The organism is Amycolatopsis sp. CA-161197, assembly GCF_050942255.1.
GTDB lineage: Bacteria > Actinomycetota > Actinomycetes > Mycobacteriales > Pseudonocardiaceae > Amycolatopsis.
Window position 1 is genome coordinate 3,102,166 of sequence record NZ_CP192059.1, and the last position, 25,696, is coordinate 3,127,861.

General features: G+C 71.2%; 24 protein-coding genes. 11 read left to right on the plus strand and 13 right to left on the minus strand.

Translation table 11 applies throughout. The annotated features are described in order from the left end of the window. Nucleotides 1–42: 42 nt before the first annotated feature. From pgl to tkt, 6 genes are read right to left on the minus strand one after another with little or no spacing between them, the layout of a single operon-like run. Nucleotides 43–819, minus strand: a complete 777-nt coding sequence (gene pgl, locus ACQPXB_RS14895) for a 6-phosphogluconolactonase (protein ID WP_366583283.1) — start codon at nucleotides 817–819, stop codon at nucleotides 43–45. Next, the gene (gene opcA, locus ACQPXB_RS14900; RefSeq protein WP_366583284.1) at nucleotides 816–1,850 is read right to left on the minus strand and encodes a glucose-6-phosphate dehydrogenase assembly protein OpcA; all 1,035 of its coding nucleotides are present in this window, start codon (nucleotides 1,848–1,850) and stop codon (nucleotides 816–818) included. The genes pgl and opcA overlap by 4 nt, the downstream gene beginning before the upstream one ends. After that, nucleotides 1,847–3,373: a glucose-6-phosphate dehydrogenase gene (gene zwf / locus ACQPXB_RS14905; RefSeq protein ID WP_364047691.1), complete on the minus strand. Its 1,527-nt coding sequence runs from the start codon at nucleotides 3,371–3,373 to the stop codon at nucleotides 1,847–1,849. The genes opcA and zwf overlap by 4 nt, the downstream gene beginning before the upstream one ends. Next, nucleotides 3,370–4,989, minus strand: coding sequence for a glucose-6-phosphate isomerase (locus ACQPXB_RS14910; RefSeq protein WP_386951471.1), 1,620 nt, complete (start codon nucleotides 4,987–4,989; stop codon nucleotides 3,370–3,372). Before ACQPXB_RS14910 ends, zwf begins: the two co-directional genes overlap by 4 nt. 9 nt (nucleotides 4,990–4,998) lie before the next feature. Further along, a complete protein-coding gene (gene tal / locus ACQPXB_RS14915) occupies nucleotides 4,999–6,114 on the minus strand; it encodes a transaldolase (RefSeq protein WP_366583286.1) in 1,116 nt (371 codons plus the stop codon). Between the two features lie 25 nt (nucleotides 6,115–6,139). After that, nucleotides 6,140–8,242: a transketolase gene (tkt, locus tag ACQPXB_RS14920; protein WP_366583287.1), complete on the minus strand. Its 2,103-nt coding sequence runs from the start codon at nucleotides 8,240–8,242 to the stop codon at nucleotides 6,140–6,142. 522 nt (nucleotides 8,243–8,764) lie between these two features. Between tkt and ACQPXB_RS14925 the strand changes: the two genes are divergently transcribed. The 5 genes from ACQPXB_RS14925 (at nucleotide 8,765) to ACQPXB_RS14945 (ending at nucleotide 13,532) form a co-directional block, all read left to right on the plus strand. Further along, the gene (locus ACQPXB_RS14925; RefSeq protein ID WP_360596563.1) at nucleotides 8,765–9,745 is read left to right on the plus strand and encodes a heme o synthase; all 981 of its coding nucleotides are present in this window, start codon (nucleotides 8,765–8,767) and stop codon (nucleotides 9,743–9,745) included. Nucleotides 9,746–9,786: 41 nt separating this feature from the next. Beyond that, nucleotides 9,787–10,269 (plus strand): hypothetical protein, encoded by a 483-nt coding sequence (locus ACQPXB_RS14930; protein ID WP_432852319.1) that lies wholly within the window; start codon nucleotides 9,787–9,789, stop codon nucleotides 10,267–10,269. A 103-nt stretch (nucleotides 10,270–10,372) separates the two neighbouring features. Continuing rightward, entirely contained in the window at nucleotides 10,373–12,643 is a 2,271-nt protein-coding gene (locus tag ACQPXB_RS14935; RefSeq protein WP_432856635.1) for a HelD family protein, read from the plus strand. 10 nt (nucleotides 12,644–12,653) lie between these two features. Beyond that, nucleotides 12,654–13,244, plus strand: coding sequence for an FKBP-type peptidyl-prolyl cis-trans isomerase (locus tag ACQPXB_RS14940; RefSeq protein ID WP_432852322.1), 591 nt, complete (start codon nucleotides 12,654–12,656; stop codon nucleotides 13,242–13,244). A 3-nt stretch (nucleotides 13,245–13,247) separates the two neighbouring features. Next, complete coding sequence (locus ACQPXB_RS14945) at nucleotides 13,248–13,532, plus strand: cold shock domain-containing protein (RefSeq protein WP_432852325.1); 285 nt, start codon at nucleotides 13,248–13,250, stop codon at nucleotides 13,530–13,532. 39 nt (nucleotides 13,533–13,571) lie between these two features. Here the strand turns inward: ACQPXB_RS14945 and ACQPXB_RS14950 are convergent, their stop codons facing one another. After that, nucleotides 13,572–14,543, minus strand: coding sequence for a quinone oxidoreductase family protein (locus ACQPXB_RS14950; protein WP_432852328.1), 972 nt, complete (start codon nucleotides 14,541–14,543; stop codon nucleotides 13,572–13,574). 99 nt (nucleotides 14,544–14,642) lie between these two features. Between ACQPXB_RS14950 and ACQPXB_RS14955 the strand changes: the two genes are divergently transcribed. Both ACQPXB_RS14955 and ACQPXB_RS14960 read left to right on the plus strand, forming a co-directional pair. Further along, nucleotides 14,643–14,960 carry a hypothetical protein gene (locus tag ACQPXB_RS14955; RefSeq protein WP_285968808.1) on the plus strand — a complete coding sequence of 106 codons (318 nt, stop codon included), beginning with the start codon at nucleotides 14,643–14,645 and terminating at the stop codon, nucleotides 14,958–14,960. Next, a complete protein-coding gene (locus tag ACQPXB_RS14960) occupies nucleotides 14,957–15,823 on the plus strand; it encodes an ATP-grasp domain-containing protein (protein ID WP_366583293.1) in 867 nt (288 codons plus the stop codon). The genes ACQPXB_RS14955 and ACQPXB_RS14960 overlap by 4 nt, the downstream gene beginning before the upstream one ends. A gap of 13 nt (nucleotides 15,824–15,836) precedes the next feature. On the opposite strand, the gene ACQPXB_RS14965 is transcribed toward ACQPXB_RS14960, so the two are convergent. From ACQPXB_RS14965 to ACQPXB_RS14985, 5 genes are all read right to left on the minus strand, one after another. Continuing rightward, nucleotides 15,837–16,664, minus strand: coding sequence for a carbohydrate ABC transporter permease (locus ACQPXB_RS14965; protein ID WP_432852333.1), 828 nt, complete (start codon nucleotides 16,662–16,664; stop codon nucleotides 15,837–15,839). Beyond that, entirely contained in the window at nucleotides 16,657–17,601 is a 945-nt protein-coding gene (locus ACQPXB_RS14970) for a carbohydrate ABC transporter permease (RefSeq protein ID WP_366583295.1), read from the minus strand. Before ACQPXB_RS14970 ends, ACQPXB_RS14965 begins: the two co-directional genes overlap by 8 nt. Nucleotides 17,602–17,606: 5 nt before the next feature. Beyond that, nucleotides 17,607–18,914, minus strand: a complete 1,308-nt coding sequence (locus ACQPXB_RS14975; RefSeq protein WP_386951486.1) for an ABC transporter substrate-binding protein — start codon at nucleotides 18,912–18,914, stop codon at nucleotides 17,607–17,609. Between the two features lie 37 nt (nucleotides 18,915–18,951). Then, nucleotides 18,952–20,106, minus strand: a complete 1,155-nt coding sequence (locus ACQPXB_RS14980; protein WP_432852337.1) for a Gfo/Idh/MocA family protein — start codon at nucleotides 20,104–20,106, stop codon at nucleotides 18,952–18,954. A gap of 174 nt (nucleotides 20,107–20,280) precedes the next feature. Continuing rightward, entirely contained in the window at nucleotides 20,281–21,069 is a 789-nt protein-coding gene (locus ACQPXB_RS14985; protein ID WP_220238717.1) for a DeoR/GlpR family DNA-binding transcription regulator, read from the minus strand. A gap of 166 nt (nucleotides 21,070–21,235) precedes the next feature. On the opposite strand from ACQPXB_RS14985, the gene ACQPXB_RS14990 reads away from it, so the two are divergent. From ACQPXB_RS14990 to ACQPXB_RS15005, 4 genes are read left to right on the plus strand one after another with little or no spacing between them, the layout of a single operon-like run. Further along, nucleotides 21,236–22,114, plus strand: a complete 879-nt coding sequence (locus ACQPXB_RS14990; RefSeq protein ID WP_366583299.1) for an SIS domain-containing protein — start codon at nucleotides 21,236–21,238, stop codon at nucleotides 22,112–22,114. Further along, a complete protein-coding gene (locus tag ACQPXB_RS14995; protein ID WP_432852341.1) occupies nucleotides 22,114–22,959 on the plus strand; it encodes an ROK family protein in 846 nt (281 codons plus the stop codon). The genes ACQPXB_RS14990 and ACQPXB_RS14995 overlap by 1 nt, the downstream gene beginning before the upstream one ends. Then, nucleotides 22,956–23,852, plus strand: a complete 897-nt coding sequence (locus ACQPXB_RS15000; protein WP_432852344.1) for a 1-phosphofructokinase family hexose kinase — start codon at nucleotides 22,956–22,958, stop codon at nucleotides 23,850–23,852. The genes ACQPXB_RS14995 and ACQPXB_RS15000 overlap by 4 nt, the downstream gene beginning before the upstream one ends. Then, entirely contained in the window at nucleotides 23,849–24,685 is an 837-nt protein-coding gene (locus ACQPXB_RS15005; protein ID WP_366583302.1) for a class II fructose-bisphosphate aldolase, read from the plus strand. The genes ACQPXB_RS15000 and ACQPXB_RS15005 overlap by 4 nt, the downstream gene beginning before the upstream one ends. Here the strand turns inward: ACQPXB_RS15005 and ACQPXB_RS15010 are convergent. Continuing rightward, nucleotides 24,682–25,614 (minus strand): acyl-CoA desaturase, encoded by a 933-nt coding sequence (locus ACQPXB_RS15010; protein ID WP_366583303.1) that lies wholly within the window; start codon nucleotides 25,612–25,614, stop codon nucleotides 24,682–24,684. The two genes, ACQPXB_RS15005 and ACQPXB_RS15010, sit on opposite strands and share 4 nt — an antisense overlap. Nucleotides 25,615–25,696: the final 82 nt, after the last annotated feature.

A 25,696-nucleotide genomic window follows, 5' to 3' on the forward strand; every position in this document is an offset into this window, starting at 1 on the left:
GCCCCGGGCGAACCCGGAGCGGCCTTCGAGAACCAGCGAGCGTCACGCGGTCGGCGGCTCGTACACCTTCGTCAGCTTCCCGGCCGCAGTGCGGTCCAGGAGCCACAGCGTCCGCCGGTAGCCGCGGGCACCCGAAACGGGCACCTGCACCTCCGGCGCACCCGCGAGAGCCAGCGAGACGGCCTCGGCCTTCGCCTCGCCCGCGGTCATCAGCCACACCTCACGCGCGCGGCGGATGGCCGTGAGCGTGAGCGAGATGCGCGTCGGCGGCGGCTTGGGGCAGTCGCGCACCGCCACCGCCGAAAGCCGCGTCTCGTGCACGGCGGGGGAGTCCGGGAACACCGAAGCGGTGTGCCCCTCCCCGCCGAGGCCGAGCAGGCAGATGTCGAACGCGGGCACGCCGCCCTCGTCCGGGCCCGCCTGGGAGGCCAGCACCTCCGCGTACGCCGCGGCCGCGGCGTCCACGTCGGCACCGAACTCGCCGTCCGACGGCGCCATCACGTGCACGCGCTTCGGGTCGAGCGGCACGTGGTCCAGCAGGGCCTCGCGCGCGCCCTTCTCGTTGCGCTCGTCGGAGTCGGCCGGCACGAACCGCTCGTCGCCCCAGTAGACGTCCAGGCGCGACCAGTCGATCGCGTCGCGCGCGCTGGAGCGGTTGAGCTCCTCCAGCACCGCGATGCCCGTGCCGCCGCCGGTGAGCACGACCGAGGCCGAGCCCTTGGCCGCCTGCACGTCGACGATCCGGGTGACCAGCCGCGCCGCCGCGGCCGCCGCCAGGAGGTCGGCGTTCTCGTAGACGACGACCTCCGTGCGGCTCACGAAGCGCTCTTTTCCGCCTTGGCCTTGCCGGCCTTCTTCGCCGGGGCCTTGGCCGCCGCGGCCTTCGGCTTCGCCGCCGCAGAAGCAGCCGAAGTCGCCTTCGCCGCCGTTGTCGGCGAGGCGATCTTGGGCAGCCCGTGCAGCGCCGCCTCGAAGACCTCGTCCGGGTCGAGCCGGCGCAGCTCCTCCACGAGGCACTCCGGGTTGCTCCGCCGCTGCAGCGCGATGCGCCGCGTGGGCTGGCCCGGCTGCGTCAGCGTGCCGACGCGGCCGTCGGGCCGGGTCAGCTCCACCGCGCCCGAACGCCGTTCGAGCTCGACGGAGATGATGCCCTGCGCGCTGGAGCTCTTGATCCGCTTCACCGGCACCTTGAGGTACTCGGCGAGCCAGCCCGCCAGCAGCTCCGTGGACGGCGAGTCGGCCTCACCGGTCACGGTCGCGCTCGTGATCTTCTCGTACGGCGGCAGGTCCAGCGCCGACACGAGCTGCGCACGCCAGTGCGTCAGCCGCGTCCACGCCAGGTCGGTGTCGCCCTCCACGTAGGCCTTGGCCCGCGTGGTCAGAGCCCTTATGGGGCTCTTCTCCGCGGCCGAGTCGGTGATGCGCCGCTGCGCGATCTGGCCCAGCGGGTCCTCCGCCGGGGCCTTCGGGCCCGCGCCCGGCCACCAGGTGACGATCGGCGCGTCGGGCAGCAGCAGCGGCACGACCGCGCTCTGGCCCTGCGCGGCCAGCGGCCCGTAGAGGCGCAGCACGATGACCTCGCTCGCGCCGGCGTCGCCGCCCACGCGGATCTGGCCGTCGATGCGCGGAGCCGCCGTGCGGACGCCCTTCGCGACCACGATCACGCGCGACGGGTGCTCCCGGCTGGCGTGGTTCGCGGCCTCGATGGCCTCCTCGAGCTTGGCGTCGTCGTCCGCCACGATGACCAGGGTCAGCACCCGGCCCAGCGCGACCTGACCGCCCTGGTCGCGGATCTCCACCAGCTTCTTGTTCAGCTGCGAAGTCGTGGTGGATGGCAGGTCGATGATCACGGACGCCTCCAGTTCCGGCCCGTACGCTCGAGCATTTCGTCAGCGCTCTGCGGGCCCCAAGTACCCGGCGCGTACTGCTCGGGCGCGCCTTCCTTGGCCCAGTGCTCAAGGATCGGGTCGAGGATCTCCCAGGAGAGCTCGACCTCCTCGTTCACCGGGAACAGCGACGGCTCGCCCAGCAGCACGTCGAGGATCAGCCGCTCGTACGCCTCGGGGGAGGACTCGGTGAAGGCGTGGCCGTAGCCGAAGTCCATGGTGACGTCGCGGACCTCCATCGTGGTCCCCGGCACCTTCGAGCCGAACCGCAGCGTGATGCCCTCGTCGGGCTGCACGCGGATGACCAGCGCGTTCTGGCCCAGCTCCTCGGTGGAGGTGGAGTCGAACGGCAGGTGCGGCGCGCGCTTGAACACCACGGCGATCTCCGTGACGCGCCGGCCCAGCCGCTTGCCGGTGCGCAGGTAGAACGGCACCCCCGCCCAGCGGCGGTTCTGCACCTCCAGCGTCACCGCGGCGTAGGTCTCGGTCTTGGAGTCCTTCGCGAAGCCCGCTTCCTGCAGCAGGCCCGGCACCTTCATGCCGCCCTGCCAGCCGCCGGCGTACTGCCCGCGCGCGGTGGTCTCGTCGAACGGCCGGATCGGCATGGTCGCCGCCAGCACCTTCGCCTTCTCCGCGCGCAGCGCCTTCGGCTCGAACGACAGCGGCTCGTCCATCGCGGTCAGCGCGAGCAGCTGAAGCAGGTGGTTCTGGATGACGTCGCGCGCGGCGCCGATCCCGTCGTAGTACCCCGCGCGGCCGCCGAGGCCGATGTCCTCGGCCATGGTGATCTGCACGTGGTCGATGTAGTTGGCGTTCCAGATCGGCTCGAACATCTGGTTGGCGAAGCGCAGCGCCAGCAGGTTCTGCACCGTCTCCTTGCCGAGGTAGTGGTCGATGCGGAACACCGACTCCTCGGGGAAGACGTCGTTCACGATCCCGTTGAGCTCCTTGGCGCTCTTGAGGTCGTGGCCGAACGGCTTCTCGATCACCACGCGGCGCCAGGTCGTGGCGTCGGTGTCGGCGAGGCCCGAGCGGGCCAGCTGCTTGGTCACCACCGGGAACGCGCCCGGCGGGATCGAGAGGTAGAACGCCGTGTTGCCGCCGGTGCCGCGTTCGGCGTCGAGGTCCTTGACCGTCTGGGCGAGGCGGTCGAAGGCGTCGTCGTCGTCGAACGTGCCCTGCACGAAGCGGATGCCCTCGGCGAGCCGGTTCCAGACCGACTCCTTGAACGGCGTCCGCGCGTGCTCGCGCACCGAGTCGTGCACCAGCTCGCCGAAGTCCTGGTGCTCCCAGTCGCGGCGCGCGAACCCGACCAGCGAGAAGCCGGCGGGCAGCAGGCCGCGGTGGGCCAGGTCGTAGATGGCGGGCATGAGCTTCTTGCGGGCCAGGTCGCCGGTGACCCCGAAGATCACCAGGCTCGACGGGCCCGCGATGCGCGGGAGGCGCTTGTCGCGCGGGTCCCGCAGCGGGTTCTGCCAGGTCGTCACTCGCCGGCCTCCTGTACGGCCCGCACGAGCTCGGCCAGCCCGGCGGCCCGGTCGGTCAGGTGCAGCCGCAGCACGGGGCGGCCGTGCTCGGCGAGGACCTGACCGTCGCCGAGAGCCTGCGCGTGCTGCAGCTGTCCCAGGGTGTAGGGGCGGTCCGGCACAGCCAGGTCCTCGGCGACCGCGCCGGTGATCTGGAGGAAGCTGCCGTTCTGGTGGCCGCCCTTGTGGTACTGCCCGGTGGAGTGCAGGAACCGCGGTCCCCAGCCGAACGTCGTCTGCACGCCGGTGCGCTTGGCGATCTCGCCGCGCAGCAGCGAGGTCGACGCGTCGTCGAGCCGGTCGAGGTACGCCTGCACCGCGAAGTAGCCGCCGTCGGCGACCGAGCCGAAGAACGCGCGCAGCACGTCCACCAGCTTTCCTTCCGTGACAACGCCTTCCGAACCGAAGACCTCGACGGCACCGTCCACAGTGGCCGGAGTCTCCTTGCCGGACAGCTTCTCCGGCTCGTCGAGCAACGCGCGCGCGGCCTTCTTCGCAGCCTCGACGTCGGGCTGGTCGAACGGGTTGATCCCGATCAGCCGGCCGGCGAGCGCGGTCGCGAACTCCCACAGCAGGAACTGCGCGCCGAGCGGGCCCGTCACCGAGATCTTCGCGGCACCTTCGGCAGCACCGACGGCGACCGGGGTCGCGTCGGCCTTCGCGTCGGCGAAGCCGGGGGCCTGGGGGCCCTCGACGGCCACGGGCAGCAGGCCGGTGCCCAGCTTGCCGGTCGACTCCGCGATCAGCTGCTCGGCCCAGTCCGGGAAGCCCTTGATGCCCGAACCGGTGTCGGCCAGCACGACCTTCTCGGCGCCGCCCTCGTGGGCGGCGGCCCAGGCGGCCGCGAGCTTGATCGCCGGGTTGTCGGCCGAGTCGGAGCCCAGCGTCTCGGCCACCGCGGCGGCCTGGTCCAGCAGGCGCGCGATGTCCGCGCCCGCGAGACCGGCCGGCACGAGGCCGAACGCGGTCAGCGCCGAGTAGCGGCCGCCGACGTGCGGGTCGGCCAGGAAGGTCTTGCGGTAACCCTCCTTTTCGGACAGTTCCGAGAACGGCGAGCCCGGGTCGGTCACGACCACGATCCGCCGTGCCGCGTCGATCCCCGCTTCGGTGAAGGCCTTCGCGAAGATGCGCCGGTGGCTGTCGGTCTCCACGGTGCCGCCCGACTTCGACGACACCACGATCACCGTGCGCTCGAGGTCGCCCGCGAGCGCGTCGGCCACCTGGCCCGGGTCGGTCGTGTCGAGCACCGTCAGCGCGACACCCGCGGTGCCCGCGATGACCTCCGGCGCGAGCGACGAACCGCCCATGCCGGCGAGCACCACGCGGTCCACGCCCTCGGACTGCAGCTCTGTGCGCAGCGCCTCGATCTCACCGATCAGCGGCCGCGACGACTTGTGCAGCGACGTCCACGAGAGCCGGATCGACGCCTCGGACTCGGCGTCCGGTCCCCACAGCGTCGCGTCCTGCGCGGCGAGCTTCGACGCGGCCTGGTCGGCGACGAGGCGCTCGACCAGCGGCGCCGCCTTGCCTGCCAGTTCGGCGTCGACGAGCTCGACGCCGGTTTCGTCCCCTGTCATGGTCTGGCTTCAGCCCTTCGCCTTGTTCAGCTGGCCGGTCACCGTCTCGAGCAGCTCCTGCCAGGACTTCTCGAACTTCTCGACGCCCTCGGTCTCGAGGACCACGAACACGTCCGGCACGTCGATGCCGGCCGCGCTCAGCTTGTCGAACACGCCCTGCGCCTCGGCACCGCGGCCGGTCACCGTGTCACCGGTGAGCTCGGCGTGGTCGGCCACCGCGTCCATGGTCTTCTCCGGCATCGTGTTCACGACGCCGTGGACCAAGAGCTGGTCGACGTAGCGGGTGTCGGAGTACGCCGGGTCCTTGACGCCGGTCGAGGCCCACAGCGGACGCTGCGCGTTGGCGCCGGCGGCGGCCAGCGCCTTCCAGCGGTCGCTCGCGAAGAGCTCCTCGAACTTGGCGTAGGCGAGCCGGGTGTTGGCGATCGCGGCCTCGCCGAGCAGAGCCTTGGCCTCGTCGGTGCCGATCTTGTTCAGGCGCTTGTCGACCTCGGTGTCCACACGGGACACGAAGAACGACGCGACCGAGTGGATGCCCTTGAGGTCGTGGCCGTTGGCCTTCGCCTGCTCCAGGCCGGCGAAGAACGCGTCGATGACCTGGGCGTAGCGCTCGACGGAGAAGATCAGCGTCACGTTGATGCTGATGCCCTCGGCCAGCGCCGCGGTGATGGCGGGCAGACCCTCGTCGGTGGCCGGGATCTTGACCATCAGGTTCGGCCGGTCCACGGCCTTCCACAGGTCCTTGGCCTCGGCGATCGTCTTGTCGGTGTCGCGCGCCAGGCGCGGGTCGACCTCGATGGAGACGCGGCCGTCGACGCCGTCGGTGGCGTTGTAGACGTCGCGGAACAGGTCGGCGGCGTTGCGCACGTCCGTGGTCGTCAGCTCGCGGACGGTGCCGTCGAGGTCCGCGCCGCGGTCGGCCAGCTCCTTGACCTGCGCGTCGTACGCCGCGCCGTGGGACAGGGCGTTGGCGAAGATCGTCGGGTTGGTCGTGACACCCACGACGTGCTTGTCGCGGATGAGCTCGGCGAGGTTGCCCGTGCTGAGGCGCTCGCGGGAGAGGTCGTCCAGCCAGATGGAGACGCCCGCCTCCGAAAGCTGCGCGAGCCGGTCAGTGCTGCTCATGACTCTTTTCCGTCCCTTCAGAAATTCAGTTCTTGGTGTTGGCGATCGAGCGACGGGCGGCCTCGACGACGTGCTCCGGGGTGAACCCGAACTCACGGAACAGTGTGGCGGCGTCGGCCGAAGCACCGAAGTGCTCGATCGAAACGTTCACCCCCGCGTCACCGGTGAAGCGGTGCCACGACTGCGCGACCCCCGCCTCGACGGACACCCGCGCCTTGACGGCCGGCGGCAGCACGGCGTCGCGGTAGGACTGCTCCTGCGCGTCGAACCACTCGACGCACGGCATCGACACGACGCGGGTCGGCACGCCGTCGGCCTCGAGGGTCTTGCGGGCCGCGACGGCCAGCTGGACCTCGGAACCGGTGGCCATCAGCACGACCTCGGGGGCGCCGTTCGAGGCGTCCTCGAGCACGTAGCCGCCGCGCTTCACGCCTTCCGCGCTCGTGCCTTCGAGCACCGGCACGTTCTGGCGGGTCAGCGCGACACCCGACGGGTGGTGCACGTCCTCCAGCACGGCCTTCCACGCGTAGGCGGTCTCGTTGGCGTCCGCCGGGCGGACGACGTTGAGGCCCGGGATCGCGCGCAGCGCGGAGAGCTGCTCGATCGGCTGGTGCGTCGGGCCGTCCTCGCCGAGGCCGATGGAGTCGTGCGTCCACACGTAGAGCGTGGGCAGGCCCATCAGCGCCGCGAGCCGGACCGGCGGGCGCATGTAGTCGGAGAAGATGAGGAACGTCGCGCCGTACGGGCGAGTGCCGCCGTGCAGGGCGATGCCGTTGAGGATCGAGCCCATCGCGTGCTCGCGGATGCCGAAGTGCAGCGTCCGGCCGTACGGGTTGGCGTTCCAGGCCGCCGTGGTGGCCTTCGCCGGGCCGAACGAGTCGGCGCCCTTCATCGTGGTGTTGTTGCTCTCCGCCAGGTCGGCGGAGCCGCCCCACAGCTCGGGCAGCGGGTCGCGCAGCGCGTTGAGGACCTCACCGGAGGCCTTGCGGGTCGCGATGCCCTTGGGGTCCGGGTCCCAGTGCGGCAGATTGTCGGCGAAGCCCTCGGGCAGCGTGCGGGTGGCGAGCCGGTCGGCCAGCGCCTTGCGCTCCGGGTTCGCCTCGGCCCACGCGTCGTAACGCTCCTGCCAGGCGGCGTGCTCCTGCTTGCCGCGCTCCAGGGCCTTGCGGGTGTGGGAGATGACCTCGTCGTCGACCTGGAAGGTGCGCTCGACGTCGAAGTCGAGGATCTCCTTGACGGCCTTGATCTCGTCGGCGCCGAGCGCGGCGCCGTGGGCCTTGCCGGTGTTCATCTTCGTGGGCGCCGGGTAGCCGATGATCGTCCGCACCGCGATGAACGACGGGCGCCCGGTCTCCGCCTTGGCGGCCTTGATGGCCTCCTCGATCGCGGTGACGTTCTCGCCGCCCTCGACGACCTGCGTGTGCCAGCCGTAGGCCTCGTAGCGCTTGACCGTGTCCTCGGACAGCGCGATGTTCGTGTCGTCCTCGATGGAGATCTTGTTGTCGTCCCAGAAGACGATGAGGTTGCCCAGCTCCTGGCGGCCCGCGATCGACGAGGCCTCCGACGTCACGCCCTCTTCGATGTCGCCGTCGGAGGCGATCGCGAAGATGTGGTGGTCGTAGATGCTCTCGCCGGGCGCGGCGTCGGGGTCGAGCAGGCCGCGCTCGCGACGGGCGGCCATCGCCATGCCCACCGCGTTGGCCAGGCCCTGGCCCAGCGGGCCGGTGGTGGTCTCGACGCCCTTGGTGTGGCCGTACTCCGGGTGGCCCGGGGTCAGCGAGCCCCACGTGCGCAGCTGCTTGAGGTCCTCGAGCTCGAGGCCGTAGCCGGCGAGGTACAGCTGGATGTAGAGGGTGAGGCTGGAGTGCCCGGCCGAGAGGACGAAGCGGTCGCGGCCGCGCCAGTGCGGGTCGGCCGGGTCGTGGCGCATGGTCCGCTGGAACAGCGTGTAGGCGAGCGGGGCGAGGCTCATCGCGGTGCCCGGGTGACCGCTGCCGACCTTCTCGACGGCGTCCGCGGCGAGGACCCGGACGGTGTCGACGGCGCGGGAGTCGGTCCCGGTCCAGTCGGCGGGCACGTCACGCCGGAGCAAAGGGTTGTTCTCGCTGGTAGAGGCGGTTTCGGACACTGAACTCGAACTCCCCGTCCTGAGGTTGTCGCTTGCTTTCCGTCATGGTGTAGCCGGTGCGCACTGCCAGTAATCTCAATCGATCCCGAAGGGACGATATTCCTGCTGGGAGCACTGCGCCGGGGTGCCACGCGGCCCGTCCGCGACAGCCTAGTGCGTGGGGTGTGCTCCGGGCAGCCGCGACAGCCGTGCCCGTCCCCACCGGGCAGGTGATCCCGCCCATGCGGGTCGCTTGCCGTCCGCCGCTGGTCACGGACCGTGCAAAAGGGACGATCGAGGGGACCGACCGGACCCGCCGGACACCACGACCGGTCCTTCCGGACACACCGTGCGCCGCCGTGGTCGTCGCGGGTGAACCCGGTGGCGTGACGCAGAAGACAGGCGTGGCGTGTCGAGGACCCTCGATCACGCAGGCGGATTCGCCACGTCTAACATCGAGCGCGGGCCTGGTCCGGGAGCTTCACCAGTTCCATCGCGGTCTTCCGGATCGCCACCCGGCCCCGAACTGACCTTGGGAGTGAAATGTCGTTGGTGAACGCTGCGCACGGACGCAGTGAGAACACCAGCGCCGAACACCCGACCGGTGAACGACCGCGTGGTGCCCGGCGAACTGTCCGCCAGGTGGTCGGCGCTTACGCCGCGCTCGCGAAGCCGAGGGTGATCGAGCTCCTCCTCGTCACCACGATCCCGGCGATGTTCCTCGCGGGGCGCGAGATCCCGTCGCCGTGGCTCGTGCTCGCCACGCTCGTGGGCGGCACGATGGCGGCCGGCAGCGCCAACGCGCTCAACTGCGTGATCGACGCGGACATCGACAAGGTGATGAACCGCACCAAGAAGCGCCCGCTGGTGAAGGACTCGGTGCCGCGGCGCAACGCGCTGATCTTCGGCCTCGTGCTCGGCGTCGCTTCGTTCGCGGTGCTGTATTTCACCGTGAACCTGCTGTCGGCGATCCTCGCGATCGCGACGATCCTCTTCTACATCTTCGTGTACACCCTGGGCCTCAAGCGGCGCACGTCGCAGAACGTCGTCTGGGGCGGCGCCGCCGGCTGCATGCCGGTGGTCATCGGCTGGGCCGCGGTGTCCGGCACCGTGCAGTGGCCCGCGTTCGTCATGTTCGGCGTCATCTTCTTCTGGACGCCCCCGCACACGTGGGCCCTGGGCATGAAGTACCGCGAAGACTACGAACGCGCGGGCGTCCCGATGCTCCCGGTCGTGGCGACCCCGCAGCACGTCGCCAAGCAGATCGTCATCTACTCGTGGGTGATGGTCGCCTGGACCCTCCTGCTGCTCCCCGTGACGAGCTGGCTGTACGCCACCTTCGCCGTCCTCGCGGGCGCCTGGTTCCTCTTCTACGCCCACCGCCTCCAGGCCGCCGTCCGCCGCGGCGAGGAGACGAAGCCCATGTCGCTGTTCCACCGCTCGAACACGTACCTGATGATCGTGTTCGTCGCACTGGCGGTGGACTCGGCGATCGGACTGCCGACGCTCGGCTTGCCGTTCTGAGTCCGGCTGCTTTCCTGGCCGACGTTCTCGAGACCGGCGCCGTGCTCGGTGCCGACGTCACCTGGTCCCCCGAACGGGTCGTCGCCTTCTTCGGCGACGACTCCGGGGAGAACCGGCACCCGCGTCGGCTTTGGTACGACTTCGGTCTCGTCGAGTTCTCGTGGGACCGCGCCTCGGCGGACCGGCCGTGGTCGGGTCACCACCTCTCCGTGCAGGCCCACCGGCTCACCCATGGCGTCACCCCCGAGCCCGTGCTCGTCGAGCGGTACGGGCCGTTCTCCGGGCCGGTGGCGTTCGCCGACGTCGCCGCAGAGCTGGAGCGGCGGGGCGTCGAGCTGGTCGAGCGGCCCGGCAGCGACGCCGACATCCGTGAGTACTTGCAGCCGCGGTCGTTCACGAGTGTGCTCGTCGTCGCGGGTGGTTACTACGGCGACCCGGGCGATGTCTACAACGTGAGTTCGCCGGTGTTCGTCAGTCCGGAGTCGCGCGAAAGTGAGCTGTTCCGCACGCTCCACGGCGCCTGAACGGCCTGAGCCGCGCTCGGGAATGGCGTAGTCTGGTTGGCCGTTGTGGTTTTCCGGCTGTCCGCCGCCTTCTCCCGATGCGAAAGCAGGATCTCACTTGTCCGTGTCCCCGGACCGGGAAGCAGACCGCGCCCTCGAGGACGGTACGCCCGAGCACGCCGCCGAGCTGGCGCGTGAGCAGGCGTATGTCACGACGCTCTACGCGAAGCTCGACGCCGAGCGGGTGGAGGCGCAGCGGCGCCTCGACACCACGTTGCGGCAGACCGGCGGTACCCCGCAGGCGCGCACCGAGCGGGACGTCGCCACCACGCTGTACTCCGACCGCCTCGCGCAGCTCGGGTCGGTGGAGCAGGGGCTGTGCTTCGGCCGCCTCGACTTCGTGCCGGAGAGCGCCGAAGAGACGACCTACATCGGCCGCCTCGGGTTGTTCGAGGAGGACGACGACTACAAGCCGCTGCTGGTGGACTGGCGGGCGCCGGTCGCGCGGCCGTTCTACCTCGCCACGGCGGCCTCGCCGGACGGGGTGCGCCGGCGGCGGCACCTGCGGTCGCTGAGCCGCAAGGTGACGGGGTTCGACGACGAGATCCTCGACCTGTCCGCCGCCGACCAGGGGCAGGACCTCGGGCTGGCGGGCGAGGCGGCGCTGCTGGCCGCGCTGGAACGGCGGCGCACGGGCGAGATGAGCGACATCGTCGCGACGATCCAGGCCGAGCAGGACCGGATCATCCGCGCGCCGCTCGGCGGGGTGATGGTGGTGCAGGGCGCGCCGGGCACGGGCAAGACCGCCGTCGCGCTGCACCGGGCCGCGTACCTGCTCTACACGCACCGCCAGCAGCTCACCACGCGCGGCGTGCTCGTGGTCGGACCCAACAGCACGTTCCTGCGCTACATCGGCCAGGTCCTCCCGTCGCTGGGCGAGACCGGCGTGCTCCTCGCCACGATCGGGCAGCTCTACCCGGGCCTCGACGCGGAGGGTGTCGAGCCGCCGGAGGCCGCGGAGGTCAAGGGGCGCCTGGTGATGGCCGACGTGCTCGCCAACGCCGTGCGCGACCGCCAGCGCGTGCCCGAGCCCGTGGTGGAGATCGAGCACGAGCGGGAGATCCTCAAGCTCGACCGCAAGACCTGCGTCGAAGCCCGCACCCGCGCCCGCCGCTCGCGCCGGCCCCACAACCTCGCGCGGCGCCTGTTCGTGTCCGACGTGCTCGACGCGCTCACCCGCCAGGCCGCCCGCAAGCTGGGGGAGGACCTGCTCGACGCGCAGGACGTGCAGGACATCCGCGCCGAGCTCGCCGCCAGCCCCGCCATCGCCGCCGCCGTCAACGAGCTGTGGCCGAAACTGACCCCGGAAGGCCTGCTCGACGACCTGTTCGCCGAGCGCGAACACCTCGATCGCGCCGCCGGCAAGCTGCTGTCCGAGGCCGATCGCGCGCACCTCGAGAGCGGCCGCGACGCCAAGTGGACGCCTGCCGATGTGCCGCTGCTCGACGAGCTGGCCGAGCTGCTCGGCGAGGACGACAGCGAGGAACGCGCCGAGCGCCGCCGCCGCGACCGCGTGCAGCGCGCGTACGCCGAGGGCGTGCTCCACATCCTGGAGCAGGACGAGGAGATCCAGGACGAGGAGATCCTGCGGGTGTCCGACGTCCTCGACGCCGAGCTGTTCGCCGAACGCCAGCAGGAGCGCAGCGAGCTGACCGCCGCCCAGCGCGCCGCGCAGGACCGCACGTGGACGTTCGGCCACGTGATCGTGGACGAGGCCCAGGAACTGTCCGCCATGGACTGGCGGCTGCTCATGCGCCGCTCGCCGAACCGCTCGATGACGCTCGTGGGCGACGTCGCGCAGACCGGTGCGGCCGGGGGAGCCCGCACGTGGGACGAGGTCCTCTCGCCCTACGTCGCCGACCGCTGGCGCCTGGAGCAGCTCACCGTGAACTACCGCACCCCGGCCGAGATCATGGCCGTGGCCGCGCGCGTGCTGACCGAGCTCGACGTGGACCTCGCGGCCCCGGCGTCGGTGCGCGAGACAGGGGTGGCGCCCTGGTCGAAGGCGACCAGCGACCTCGACGCCGATCTGCCGGGCTTCGTCGCGCAGGAGCTGTCCGCAGTGGACGGTGGCACCGTGGCCGTGCTCACACCGGCGGCCCGGCTCGCGGCTGTGGAAGCGGTGCTGACGCCTGACGAACGCGTGAGCGTGCTCACGGTCGAGCGCGCCAAGGGCCTCGAGTTCGACGCCGTTCTGCTGGTCGCACCGGACGAGGTCGTCGCGGCCTCACCGCGGGGGCTCAACGACCTTTACGTGGCCCTCACACGGGCGACCCAGCGGCTCGGCGTGGTCCAGACCGGTGACGTCGTACCGGCCCTGGCAGAGCTTGGCTAGGGTGCCGGGCATGCAGAGAATCGGCAAGATCGCCTCCGTGGGCGCCGTGGCGGTGGCCGCGGCGTTCAGCCTGTCCGCGTGCGGTGACGACTCGACGAGCGCGAGCGCCCAGCAGCCGTCCCAGCCGTCCGCGCCCGCCGCGCCGTCGAGCTCGGCCGCGCAGGCCGCCGGGACCAAGGGCCGCGAGTGCACCGCGGACGACATCAAGACCACCGGGACCTTCGGCCAGGCGCCGACGATCACCATCCCGGACGACTGCGATCCGCCGAAGAAGCTGATCACGAAGGACCTGGTCGCGGGCACCGGTAACGGCGCGAAGGCCGGCCAGAAAGTGTCGATGAACTACTCGCTGGTCACCTGGTCGGACAAGCAGAAGCTCGACAGCTCGTTCGACCGCGGCCAGACCTTCGACCTGACGCTCGGCGCGGGCGAGGTCATCCCCGGCTGGGACCAGGGCCTCGTCGGCATCAAGCAGGGCGGGCGCCGGCTGCTGATCATCCCGCCCGACCTCGGTTACGGTCAGGGCGGCAACGGCATCGCGCCGAACGAGACCCTCGTTTTCGTCACCGACGCCGTCACGGTGCCGAACGACAAGAGCTGAGCCGTGGCCCGCACCGTCCACCGCGGCTGGGTCGTGCTCTGGCACGACGAGGACGGCTGGGGCGTGCTGGAGTCGCGGACGGTGCCCGAGCAGGTCTGGGCCCACTACTCGCACGTGGACATGCCCGGGTTCCGGCGGCTGAGCGCCGGTGCCGAGGTCGAGTTCACCGTCGAGCGCGCCGAGCAGGACGGCTTCCACTGGCGGGCGGTCTCCGTCACGGAACGGCCACCCGAGACGCCGAAGAACCCGAAGCAGCCCAAGAAGCCCAAGCAGCCCAAGCAGCGCTGAACCGCCGGGCCAGGCACCCACCTGGCCCGGCGGATCGCGTCACGGGACGAGGATCAGCTTCCCGGTCGTCCGGCGGCCCTGCAGGTCTTCGTGCGCCTTGCGGGCGTCGGCCAGCGGGTAGCGGCCGCCGATGCGGATGTCGAGCGAACCGTCGGTCACGGCGGCGAACAGTTCGTCCGCGCGCCAGTCGAGCTCTTCGCGCGTGCGGACGTAGTGGCCGGACGTCGGGCGGGTCAGGAACAGTGAGCCGCCCGAGTTGAGGCGCTGCGGGTCGATCGGCGGCACCGGGCCGCTGGACGCGCCGAACAGCGCGAGCATGCCGCGGATGCGCAGGCTGGCCAGGCTGCCGTCGACGGTGTCCTTGCCGACGCCGTCGTAGACCACGTGCACGCCCTCGCCGTCGGTCAGCTCGCGCGTGACCTCGGCGAAGTCCTCGCGGTCGTAGCGGATCACGTGGTCGGCGCCGGCGCCGCGGGCCAGCTCGGCCTTCTCTTCGGTGGACACCGTGCCGATCACGCGTGCGCCCCGCGCCTTCGCCAGCTGCACCAGCAGCAGGCCGACACCGCCGGCCGCGGCGTGGACCAGCACGTCGTCGCCCGGCTTGACCTCGTACGTCGAGCGCACGAGGTAGTGGGCGGTGATGCCCTGCAGCATCGTGGCGGCGGCGACCTCGTCGGACACCCCGGCGGGCACCTTCACGGCGACGGCCGCGGGTACCAGCTTGCGCGCCGCGTAGCTGCCCAGCGAGCCCTGCCAGGCCACGCGGTCACCCGGGGCGAACGCCGTCACGCCGTCGCCGACCTCGGCCACGGTGCCCGCGCCCTCCAGGCCGAGCACGAACGGCAGTTCGATCGGGTAGATGCCCTGGCGCTGGTAGGTGTCGATGTAGTTGACGCCGGCCGCGGCCACGTCCACCAGCAGCTCACCGGCACCGGGCGAGCCGACCTCGACCTCGGTGACCTCCAGTACCTCGGGACCACCGGTCGTCCTGACCTGCACAGCGGACGGCATGTTTCCTCCTCGCGTCGGGTTGGGCACTCACCGGTGCCAACTATGGCCGACACCACGCTTGTTCCGCGTCACCGGGTGAGACCGGTTAAGCTCGCCGACGTGGCTGAGGAGACCGAGCAGACGCCCCCCGCACCGACCGGCCGGCAGCTGGCCGCCGCCCGTGACTTCGTGGCGCGGCACGGGAAACCGTCGCGCGCGGTGGTCGAGAACATCGGCCGGATCGGCGCCCGCGTGGTGCTCGTCGGAGCCGACGGCGCCCTCGGCGACGTGATCGTGCCGGCCCCGGAGACGGGCACGGCGCTCGTCGAGGCGGTCGAGGACCTCGAACCGGCCGAATGGGACAGCGAGACCGTGAAGGCGACCAAGATCGGCGCGGCCCACCGCCGCAAGATGGCCGGTCCGCGAGCCGGCCGGTGAACCGCGAAGCGATCTTCGTCGCCTGCGCGCAGATGCCGGAGGGCGACGGCGACGACACCGCCGCCGCGGCCGCCCTCGACGACCTCGGCTTCGGCGTCCGCTGGGCCGTCTGGGACGACCCGGGCGCCGACTTCTCCACCGCCGACCTCGTGGTGCTGCGCGCGACCTGGGACTACCCCGAGCGCCGCGCCGAGTTCCTCGACTGGTGCGAGACCGTGCCGACGCTGGCCAATCCCGCCGCGGTCGTGCGCTGGAACACCGACAAGGCCTACCTCGTCGAGCTGCTCGACGCGGGCGTGCCCACGGTGCCGACCACGCTGGTCGAGCCGGGTGAGCAGGCGAAGTGGCCGAAGGTGCCGTTCGTGGTGAAGCCGTCGGTCGGCGCGGGTTCGCGCGGCGCCGCCCGTTTCGGCGCCGACGCCGCGGGCGCGGCCGAGCACCTGCGCGAGCTGCACGCCGACGGCCGCACCGCCGTCGTCCAGCCGTACCAGTCCAGTGTGGACAGCCAGGGCGAGATCGCGCTCGTGTACTTCGGCGGCGTTTATTCGCACGCCTTCACGAAGGGCGCGATGCTCGGGGCCGGCACCGACCCGTCGGGCCTGTTCCTCACGGAGAAGCTCGCGCCGGCCGTCCCGGCGTCCGGTGTGCGCGCCGTCGCGGAGGACGCCCTGGACGCGGCGTGCTCGCTCATGGGCATCCTGCGGGCCGAACTGCTCTACGCCCGCGCGGACATCGTGCGCGGCGAGGACGGGCACCCGCTCGTGCTGGAGCTCGAGCTGGCCGAACCGTCACTCGGCTTCCGCAACGCCGACGCGGGGGCCCCGTTGAGGTTCGCGTCGGCGGTGCGGCAGCAGCTGGCCTAGTTCAGTTCACCGGTTACTTCAGGCCCGAGGACGCCAGCCCGTCGATCACCCGGCGTTGCAGCAGGATGAACAGGATCAGGATCGGCGCCATCGCCAGCAGGCTCGCGGCCATCAGCACGGGGTAGTTCACCGTCACGTCGCCGGCCAGGGTGGCCAGCGCGGCCGACAGCGGCATCTGCGTGGCGCGCGTGGACACCACGAGCGGCCACAGCAGCTCGTTCCACGACCACAGCACGGCCGAGATGGCGAGCACGCTGATGCTCGGGCGCACCACGGGCAGCAGCACGCTCCAGAACGTCCGCAACGGCCCGCTGCCGTCGATGCGCGCCGCCTCCTCCAGCTCCGCCGGGAGGTTGAGGAAGGCCGTGCGCATGAGGAAGGTGCCGTACGCGCTGAACAGCCCGGGCGCGACGATGCCGGCCAGGGTGTTGAGCCAGCCGAGGTTCTGCACGATCTGGTACTGCGAGATCAGGTAGGCCTGCGAGGGCACCAGCAGGATCGACAGCACGAGCCCCAGCAGCACCGCGCGGCCGCGGAAGCGCATGCGGGCGAACGCGTAGCCGGCCAGGGTGCACAGCACGATCTGGGCGAGGGTGCGGATCACCGTGATGAGCACCGACGTCCACAGCTGCGACAGGAACGGCAGCCGCTGGAACACCACCGCGTAGTTGGACCACTGCAGGTGCGCGGGCCAGAACGTGGGGGTGACGCTCTGCACCTCGGCGTTGGTGGACAACGACATCACGATCTGCCACAGGAACGGGAAGGCCATGATGAGGCCGCCCACCGCGAGCACGAGGTGGATCAGGGCGTGGGACTGCCGGCGTCGGGCTCTAGGCATTTCCGGCCCACCTCCGTTGCAAGCGGAACTGCAGGAGCGTGACGAGACCGATCAGCACGAAGATGACCATCGCGATCGCCGCGGCGAAACCCTTGTCGTTCTCGACGAAACCCGCGTTGTAGAAGTAGTAGACGAGCGACATCGTCTTCGGCAGCACCGCGTTGTGGTTGCCCAGCAACGCGTACAGCAGGTCGAAGAGCTGGAAGCTCGCGATGGTGGTCACCACGACCACGAAGAACACGCTGGGCGCCAGCAGCGGCAGCGTGATCGAGCGGAACTGGCGGAAGCGGCTCGCACCGTCGAGCTCGGCGGCTTCGTACAGCTCCGGCGGGATGTTCTTCAGGCCCGCGCCGAGCACGATCATCGAGAAGCCCAGCGACGACCACAGGCCGACCACGGCCACCGCGGCCAGCGCGAAGCCCGGCGTGTTGACCCACGACGGGCCGGGGATCCCGATCAGCGACAGCGCCCAGTTGAGGATGCCGTAGTCGCCGTTGAAGATGATCCGCCACACCAGCGCCACGGCGGCGGGCATCGCCACGTAGGGCAGGAAGAACAGCACGCGGTAGAACTGCGCGAACCGCAGGCCCGGGGTGTTGAGCAGGCTCGCGAGCCAGGCCGCGATCGGCACGCCGAGCAGCACCACCGCCGTGTAGATCAGGGTGTTCAGCAGCGACCGGTACAGCTGCGGGTCGGTGAACAGCCGGCTGTAGTTGTCCAGCCCGGACCACTTGAAGCCGCCGAACACGCCCCAGGTGGTGAACGAGTAGAACGCCGTCTGCAGGATCGGCCAGATGTAGAAGACGAGCACCCCGGCCAGCAGCGGCAGCACGAACGCCCAGGGCCACAGGCCGTCCCCGCGCCGGACGCCGCGCCGCGCCCGCCGGGTGGCGGGAGCGGCGGGCGCCGGAGCGGACTCGGAGACGTCGGCGGACACGGCACTCATTCCTTGGCCAGGTCCGCGTTCATCTGCGAGGTCAGGTCTTTCAGCACGGCGTCGACGGGCTTGGTGCCGTCGAAGGCGTCGGGCAGCAGGTTGGTCTCCAGCGTGTTCCACGCGGCGGTGTTCTTCGACACCGGCAGCGGCTTGGCGTAGGAGACCTCGTCGAGGAACAGCTGCAGGTCCACGCCCGGCATGGACTTCGCGAACGCGTCCTGCGTGCCGGTGTAGGCCGGGATCACGGCGCCGAGGTCACCCTGCTGCTGCTGGGCTTCCTTGCTCGCCAGGAACACCTGCAACGCCTGCGCGGCCTGCTTGTTCGGGCTGTTCGCGGCGACCACGTTGGACAGACCGTGGATCACGGTCGCCTGCTGGTCGCCCTTCGGCACGGGCAGCACCGCGACGTCCTTGGCGATCGGCGCGGCCGCGACCTCGCTACGGGCCCAGCTGCCGCCCTGGTACATCGCCGACTTGCCGGAGACGAACCACTGGTCACCGGTGGTGTCGGTGAGCTGCTTGATGGTCGGCATCGCCTTGGACTTCACGAGGTCGGTCCAGAACTGGATGCCCTTTTGCGTCTTCGGGTCGTCGTAGGTCGAGGTCTTGCCGTCGGGCGAGATCACGGAGCCGCCGGACTGGAAGATGGTGTTGTAGTAGGTGGTCTGGCCGTCCATGCCGGCGGAGATGCCGTAGACGCCCTTGCTCGCGAGCTTCTGGGAGATCTGCGCGGCGGTGGACTGGAAGTCGGCCCACGTCCAGTCCTTGCTCGGGATCGGCACGCCGGCCTCGGCGAACAGCGCCTTGTTGATCCAGACGCCGATGGTGTCGAAGTCCTTCGGCACGCCGTACTGCACACCGTCCAATGTGTACAGCTGGTCCAGCGACTGCGGGTAGTTCTTCGGGTCGATCGCGCCGGCCTTGACCTCGCCGGTGATGGGCTCGATCTTGCCGTTGCTCGCGTAGAGCTGGAAGTTGGGGCCGTTCATCCAGAACAGGTCGGGCAGGCTGTCGCTGGAGGCCTCGGTCTGCAGCTTGGTGAAGTAGTTGGCGAACGGCGTGACGTCCACGTTCACCTTGACGTTCGGGTACTTCTTGGTGAACTCGGCGAGGTTGGCGTTGATCGCCTTGACCTGGGTCTGGTCCCAGACCGCGTAGGTCAGGTTCGCCGAGATGTTCGCGTCGGGCGGGCTGTACGGGGTGTCCGAATCGGACGCTGTGGACGCACCCGTGGACGAGCACGCGGCGAGTGTGGCGGCGGCGGCCACCGTGCCGGCCACGGCGGCCAGGGCTCGGCGGGGGAATGAGGCCATCGGGATTCCTTTCAGCGGGCGGGGGAGGATCGGGAGGTCAGCGGGTGCCGGTGGGGAAGTGCGCGCGCACGGCGGCGGGCAGCTCGGGCACGTCGAGGGGGACCGAGCCGGTACGCAGCGACCGGGTGGCGAGCGCGCCTGCGGCCACGGCCTCGCGGGCGGCGACCGGGGAGAGCGTCGGGGTCTCGCCGTCGATCACGTAACGCAGGAACTCGGTCATCGTGAGCAGGTCGGCGTCGGCGTGGCCTTCCTCGACGCCCGAGATCGGGTACTCGCGGTCGCCTTCGGTCGACCAGCCGCGGCGGTGGTTCCAGACCTTCACCACGCCGCCACCGGTGTCGCCGAAGTTCTCGGCGCGGCCCTCGGTGCCGATCACGGTGTAGTTGCGCCAGTAGTCCGGGGTGAAGTGGCACTGCTCGTAGCTGGCGAGCACGCCGTTGTCGAGGGTCATCAGCACCATCGAGACGTCCTCGACGTCGACCACCTCGTTGAGGCCGGTCTGCGTGGCGGGGGGCCAGTTGTCGAAGGAGAACCAGTCCTGCATCAGCTCGTTCTCGTGGCCGCCGCGGTCGGTGATGTCGCCGTAGACCGCGAGCCGGCCCATGCCGACCACGCGGCGGGTGTAGCCGCCGGCGAGCATGTGGATCACGTCGAGGTCGTGGCTGGCCTTCTGCAGCAGCAGGGAGTTGACCTTGCTGCGGTCGGCGTGCCAGTCCTTGAAGTAGTAGTCGCCGCCGTTGCCGACGAAGTGGCGGCACCACACGGTTTTGACCTCGCCGATCTCGCCGCGGGCCACGACTTCGCGCAGCGCCCGGGCCACGCCCGAGTGCCGGAAGTTGTGTCCGATGTAGAGCGGTGTGTTCGACTCCTGCGCGGCGGCCAGCACGGCGTCGGCGTCTTCGAGCGTGATCGCGAGCGGCTTCTCGAGGTAGACGGCGATGCCCGCGCGCAGCAGGTCGACCGCGATCTCGGCGTGGGTCCAGTCCGGCGCGGTCACGATCGCGGCGTCGACGAGTTTGCGCTCGATCAGGTCCGTGTGTTGGTCGACGACGTCGATTTCGCCGAACAGCTCACGGGCCCGGGCGCGGCCGGCCTCGGTCGGGTCCGCCGCGGCCACCACGGTCGCGGCCAGCCCGGACTCCGCGATGTGCCGGGCGATGACGGCCCGCTGGCCGACTCCCACCACACCCACGCGGACAGCTTCGCCGTTTCCCACCTGGTCACCTCACCTCTGCGTGATATTGATCTGCATGATGGCAAACCAATCACTAATGCACAACACGCGATGACAAGTCTGCTCAGACGCGTGCGCGAACCGTTATTCGGGCCGTGACCGGTCCTCGATCGGCTCGGGGCCGGCTCGTGGTCAGCTCGCGACCACGAGCTCGACCGACGCGGCGGCCAGCTCGGCGGCGAACGAAGCGGGCACTTCGGCGTCCGTGACCAGCACGTCGATCTCCGCGAGGCGGCAGATGCGCGCGAAGGTGGACTTCATCAGCTTCGTGGCGTCGGCGACCACGATCACGCGCCTCGCGACCTGGCTGAAGTGCCGGCTGACCTCGGCTTCTCCCTCGTGCAGCGTGGTGGCGCCGTACTGCGCGCTCAGCCCGTCGACGCCGAGGATCACGGTGTCGAGGGCGAACGCGGCGAGCGCGTTGGACACGAGTGAGCCGACCAGTTCGTAGGACTGGCGGCGGGCCACGCCGCCGGTGACCACGATCTTCACGTGTGCGCGCACCGACAGCTCGTAACCGATGTTCAGGGCGTTGGTGACGATGGTCAGGCCGGTCTCGCCGTCGGCGCGGATGAACCGCTCGCTCTTGCCGAGCGCGCGGGCGACCTCGGTGGTCGTGGTGCCGCCGTTGATCCCCACCGTTTCGCCGGGCCGGACCAGCTCGGCGGCGGTACGGGCGATCGCGGTCTTGGCCTCGGCCTGGCGCGCGATCTTGTACTGGAGCGGCAGCTCGTAGCCGGCGCCGAGGGCCGCCGCGCCGCCGTGCGTGCGGGTGATCAGGCGCTGATCGGCGAGGATCGAGAGGTCGCGGCGCGCGGTGGCGGGGGAGATGCCGAGCGTTTCGCCGATCTCCGTGATCGTCACGTTCCCTCGTTCGCTCACCAGCTCGAGCAGGGCGTTGAGGCGTTGCTGGGGTGTCATCGGGCGGCTCGCGTTCGAGGTCGAGGGGCAGGACCGACTCATCCTAGAGGTCATCTCCACTGAGCCGGATGATTGAAGATGACGTATATCGCTCACTCCAATCAAGAATGATCGTCTATGCTCACGTCTGCGATCACGTCGATCGCCCTTGGCTCGAAAGGTCTCCATGTCCGACTCCTTCGTGTCCCGTGAGCTCGCGTCCCAACCGCAGATGTGGCGTACGGCGGCCGAGCTGTTCCCCTCCGTCGCGAGCGCGCTGCCGCAGCCGGGGGAACGCGTCGCCGTCGTCGGGTGCGGCACCAGCTGGTTCATCGCCATGAGCTACGCCGTCGCGCGCGAGCAGCGCGGGCACGGCCTGACCGACGCGTTCGCCGGGTCCGAGTACCCGCGTGAGCGCCAGTACGACCGAGTGGTCGCGATCTCGCGCTCCGGCACCACGACCGAGATCGTCGACCTGCTCGGCGCGCTCGGTTCGCAGCGCACGGTGCTGATCACGGCCGTCGGCGACGCGCCGGCCGCTGCGGTGGCCGGCGAGGTCGTCGAACTTCCCTTCGCCGACGAGGAATCCGTGGTGCAGACGCGGTTCGCGACGACCACGCTCGCGCTGCTGCGCGCGGGGCTCGGCGACGACGTCGACGCACTGGCCGCGCAGGCCGAGCAGGCGCTGCAGGTGCCGATCACCGACCTGCTCGACGCCGAGCAGGTGAGCTTCATCGGCCGCGACGCCGCCGTGGGCCTCACGTTCGAAGCCGCGCTGAAGACGCGCGAGGCCGCGCAGTTCTGGGCGGAGTCGTACCCGGCCATGGACTACCGCCACGGCCCGATCGCGATCGCGCAGCCCGGCCGGCTCGTGTGGTCGCTCGGCGCGACGCCCGAGGGCCTGGCCGACGACATCGCCCGCACCGGCGCGACGTTCGTCCACCACGACTTCGACCCGATGGCGGCTTTGGTTGTGGTGCAACGGTTCGCGGTCGCGCTGGCCGTGCGCCGCGGGCTCGACCCCGACCACCCGCGTTCGCTCACGCGCTCGGTCATCCTCACCTGATGGCCGTGCTGGGTGTCGACGTCGGCGGCACCACGGTCAAGGCGCGCGTCACCGGCGACGACGGCGCGGTGCTCGCGCAGTGGCGCGAACCCACGCCGACGGGCGACCCGCAGGCGCTGGCGGGGCTCGTGCGCCGCGCCACCGAGTGGTACCCGGTCGACGCGGTGGGCCTCGTCGTGCCCGGCATCGTCGACGAACGCGCCGGCTTGTGCCTGCAGGCCGTGAACCTCGGCTGGCGCGACGTTCCGGTGCGGGAGCTCGTGTCCGCTGCGGTGGCCGTGCCGGTGGCGTTCGGGCAGGACGTCCGCGCCGGCGCGCTCGCCGAGGTCCGCACGGGTGCTGCGGCCGGGTCTTCGGAACCGGTGCTGTTCGCCGCCGTCGGCACGGGCCTGGCCGGCGCCCTGGTGGTCGACGGCCGGGTGCTCGACAGCCCGTGGGCCGGCGAAATCGGCCAGGTGCTCCTGGCCGGCGGCGGCCGAGTAGAGGAGGTCGCTTCCGCCTCGGCCCTCGCCCGCCACGCCGGCGCCCCCGACGCCTTCACCGTCGCCGAACGCGTCCGCGGCGGCGACGGCGCCGCGCTGGCCGCCTGGCGCGAGTGCGTCCGCGTGCTCGCCGAGTCCATCGCCTGGACCACCGCCGCCGTGGGCTGCGCCACCGTCGTGGTCGGCGGCGGCCTGGCCGAGGCGGGCGCCCTCCTGCTCGACCCCCTCACCCAGGAGGTCGCCGCGCGCCTCGGCATCCTCCGCGCCCCCGCCCTCGTCCGTGCCCACCACGGCGACGCGGCGGCGGTCATCGGCGCGACGCTGCTGGCGCAGGACATGCTCGCCGCGGGAGTGGCTCGATGATCCTCGTCGTCACGCCGAACCCGGCGGTGGACGTCACCTACCGCGTGGCGCGGCACGAGCCCGGGGAGACGAATCGCGTTCTCGAGGTCCAGCGCAGGCCCGGCGGTAAGGGGCTGAACGTTGCGCGGGTGCTGGCGGGGCTGGGGGCCGAGGTGCTGGCCCTGCTGCCGCTCGGCGGTGCGGCCGGGCGGTGGGTCGCGGGGGAGCTGACGGTGCCGCATGAGGTCTCGCCGCTGGCCGGGGAGACGCGGACGACGGTGACGGTCGTGGGGCAGCGGCATCCGACCGTCTACACCGAGCCCGGGCCGGAGACGAGCGAAGCCGAGTGGGCGGCGTTCGCGGAGTTGCTCGGGCGGCGGCTGGCGGGCGCGGACCTGCTGGTGGTCTCGGGGTCGTTGCCGCGAGGGGCGCGGGCGGGATTGCTCGGCGACTGGGTGCGGGCGGCGCACGAAGCCGGTGTCCGGGTGCTCGCCGACGTTTCCGGGCCCGCGTTGCTGGAAGCGGCGAACGCCGGGGCGGACGTGGTGAAGCCGAACCTCGCGGAGCTGCTCGAAGCGACGTCCACTGTGGACGAAACCGCCGGCGCCGCCGAACTGGCGCGGCGAGGCGCCGGGCTGGTGGTCGTTTCGCGTGGCGCCGAAGGGATTGCCGCGCACACCGCCGAACAACTCCTTGAAATCCCCGCCATCCGTGGCGTCACCGGAAACCCGACCGGAGCCGGCGACGCTGCGACCGCAGGCCTGGCACAGGCGCTCGTCGACGGCGTCCCGCTCGATCGAGCCCTTCGCCGCGCGGCCGCGCTCGGGGCGGCGGCCGTGCTGCGGCCGGTGGCGGGCGAGGTCGACCTCGAGGCCTACCGACGTTTTCTCGAATCGAACGGAGAACCCGCATGATCACCCGCCCGGCTCTCGCCCGGATCCTCGCGTCGGCGCGTGAGCGCAACGCCGGGGTCGGCGCGTTCAACGTGATCCTGCTCGAACACGCCGAGGCCATCGCGAGCGGTGCCGAACAGGCCGGTGTGCCCGTGGTGCTGCAGATCAGCGAGAACTGCGTGCGCTACCACGGCGGGCTGGCGCCGATCGCGCTCGCGTCGCTGGAGATCGCCAGGCGGGCGAAGGTCGAGGTGCTCGTGCACCTGGACCACATCGAGGACCAGGACCTGGTGCGCGAGGGCGTCGAGCTCGGCGTGGACAGCGTCATGTACGACGGGTCCCGCCTGCCCTACGACGAGAACGTGCGCACCACCCGCGAGATCGCCGACCTGTGCCACGCGGCGGGCATCGCCGTGGAGGCGGAGCTGGGTGAGGTCGGCGGCAAGGACGGCGTCCACGCTCCCGGCGCCCGCACCGACCCGGCCGAGGCCGCCGCGTTCGTGAAGGCCACGGGCGTCGACGCGCTGGCGGTCGCCGTCGGCACGTCGCACGCCATGGTGTCGCGCACGGCCAGCGTCGACCGCGCGCTCGTCTCGCGGCTGCGCGACGCGGTGGCGGTGCCGCTGGTGCTGCACGGCTCGTCCGGCCTGTCCGACGAGGAGCTGCGCGGCGCCGTCGAGAGCGGGATGACGAAGATCAACATCTCGACGCACCTGAACGGCCTGTTCACCCGCTCGCTCAAGCAGTTCCTCGACGAGCGGCCGGACGTCGTCGACCCGCGCAAGTACGTGCGGCTCGGGCGCGCGGCCGTCGAGGAGGAGACCGCGCGCCTGCTGCGCCTGCTCGCGGCTTAGGCCGGCTGCTTCCGCTTGGCGGCCAGGCGATCGGCCCGGGGCCACCGCACGTCGGTGGCCCAGCCGAAGCGCTCGAACAGCCAGATCACGCGCGCCGACACGTCGACCTGGCCGCGCAGCACGCCGTGGCGGGCGCAGGTCGGGTCGGCGTGGTGGGAGTTGTGCCACGACTCGCCCATGGACAGGATCGCGAGCGGCCAGAAGTTGGCGGCCTTGTCACGGCTGGCGAACGGGCGCTCGCCGATCAGGTGGCACACGGAGTTGACCGACCAGGTCACGTGGTGCAGCAACGCGATGCGCACCAGGCCCGCCCAGAAGAACGCCGTGACCGCGCCCCACCACGACCACGTGATCAGCCCGCCGAGCGCGGCCGGCAGGGCGACGCTCAGCGCGATCCACAGCGCGAAGAACCGGTTCACCAGCCGCAGGTCGCGGTCGCCGACGAGGTCCGGGGCGAAGCGGTCGGCGTTGGTCACCTCGCGCTTGAACATCCAGCCCATGTGCGCGTGCCAGAACCCGCGCAGCAACGCCGCCGGCGACGTCCCGAACAGCCACGGCGAGTGCGGATCACCCTCGCGGTCGGCGAACGCGTGGTGACGGCGGTGGCTCGCGACCCAGAAGATCACCGAGCCCTGCACCGCCATGCTCCCCGACACCGCCAGCGCGATCCGCAGCGCGCGCGGCGCCTTGAACGCACCGTGCGTGAAGTAACGGTGATACCCGACGGTCACACCGAGCGTGCCGAACGTGTAGAAGACCGCGAACAACGCCGCGTCGACCCAGCTGAGCCCCCAGCCCCACAGCAGCGGGACGGCGGCCACCAGCGCCACGAACGGCACCAGCAGAAACGTCTTGAGCACGACCATCTCCGCCGGACCCCGGCGTCCGGAGATCAACGGCTTCACGGTGCTGGACGGGACGGACGTCATGAGCGTCACCTCGCGGCGCTTCGGATGGCGGTTCCGAGCCGAAGGGTAGGTGCCCGTTCTGTCCGCTGCGCCGACGGCGAGC

Coding starts and splice junctions, on each gene's coding strand:
- ACQPXB_RS14985 (WP_220238717.1), bottom strand. CDS start 21,069: ATGACACCCCAGCAACGCCTCAACGCCCTGCTCGAGCTGGTGAGCGAA.
- ACQPXB_RS14995 (WP_432852341.1), top strand. CDS start 22,114: ATGGCCGTGCTGGGTGTCGACGTCGGCGGCACCACGGTCAAGGCGCGC.
- ACQPXB_RS15005 (WP_366583302.1), top strand. CDS start 23,849: ATGATCACCCGCCCGGCTCTCGCCCGGATCCTCGCGTCGGCGCGTGAG.
- ACQPXB_RS14910 (WP_386951471.1), bottom strand. CDS start 4,989: ATGACAGGGGACGAAACCGGCGTCGAGCTCGTCGACGCCGAACTGGCA.
- ACQPXB_RS15010 (WP_366583303.1), bottom strand. CDS start 25,614: ATGACGTCCGTCCCGTCCAGCACCGTGAAGCCGTTGATCTCCGGACGC.
- tal (WP_366583286.1), bottom strand. CDS start 6,114: ATGAGCAGCACTGACCGGCTCGCGCAGCTTTCGGAGGCGGGCGTCTCC.
- ACQPXB_RS14940 (WP_432852322.1), top strand. CDS start 12,654: ATGCAGAGAATCGGCAAGATCGCCTCCGTGGGCGCCGTGGCGGTGGCC.
- ACQPXB_RS14950 (WP_432852328.1), bottom strand. CDS start 14,543: ATGCCGTCCGCTGTGCAGGTCAGGACGACCGGTGGTCCCGAGGTACTG.
- ACQPXB_RS14990 (WP_366583299.1), top strand. CDS start 21,236: ATGTCCGACTCCTTCGTGTCCCGTGAGCTCGCGTCCCAACCGCAGATG.
- ACQPXB_RS14975 (WP_386951486.1), bottom strand. CDS start 18,914: ATGGCCTCATTCCCCCGCCGAGCCCTGGCCGCCGTGGCCGGCACGGTG.
- ACQPXB_RS14925 (WP_360596563.1), top strand. CDS start 8,765: ATGTCGTTGGTGAACGCTGCGCACGGACGCAGTGAGAACACCAGCGCC.
- ACQPXB_RS15000 (WP_432852344.1), top strand. CDS start 22,956: ATGATCCTCGTCGTCACGCCGAACCCGGCGGTGGACGTCACCTACCGC.
- ACQPXB_RS14965 (WP_432852333.1), bottom strand. CDS start 16,664: ATGCCTAGAGCCCGACGCCGGCAGTCCCACGCCCTGATCCACCTCGTG.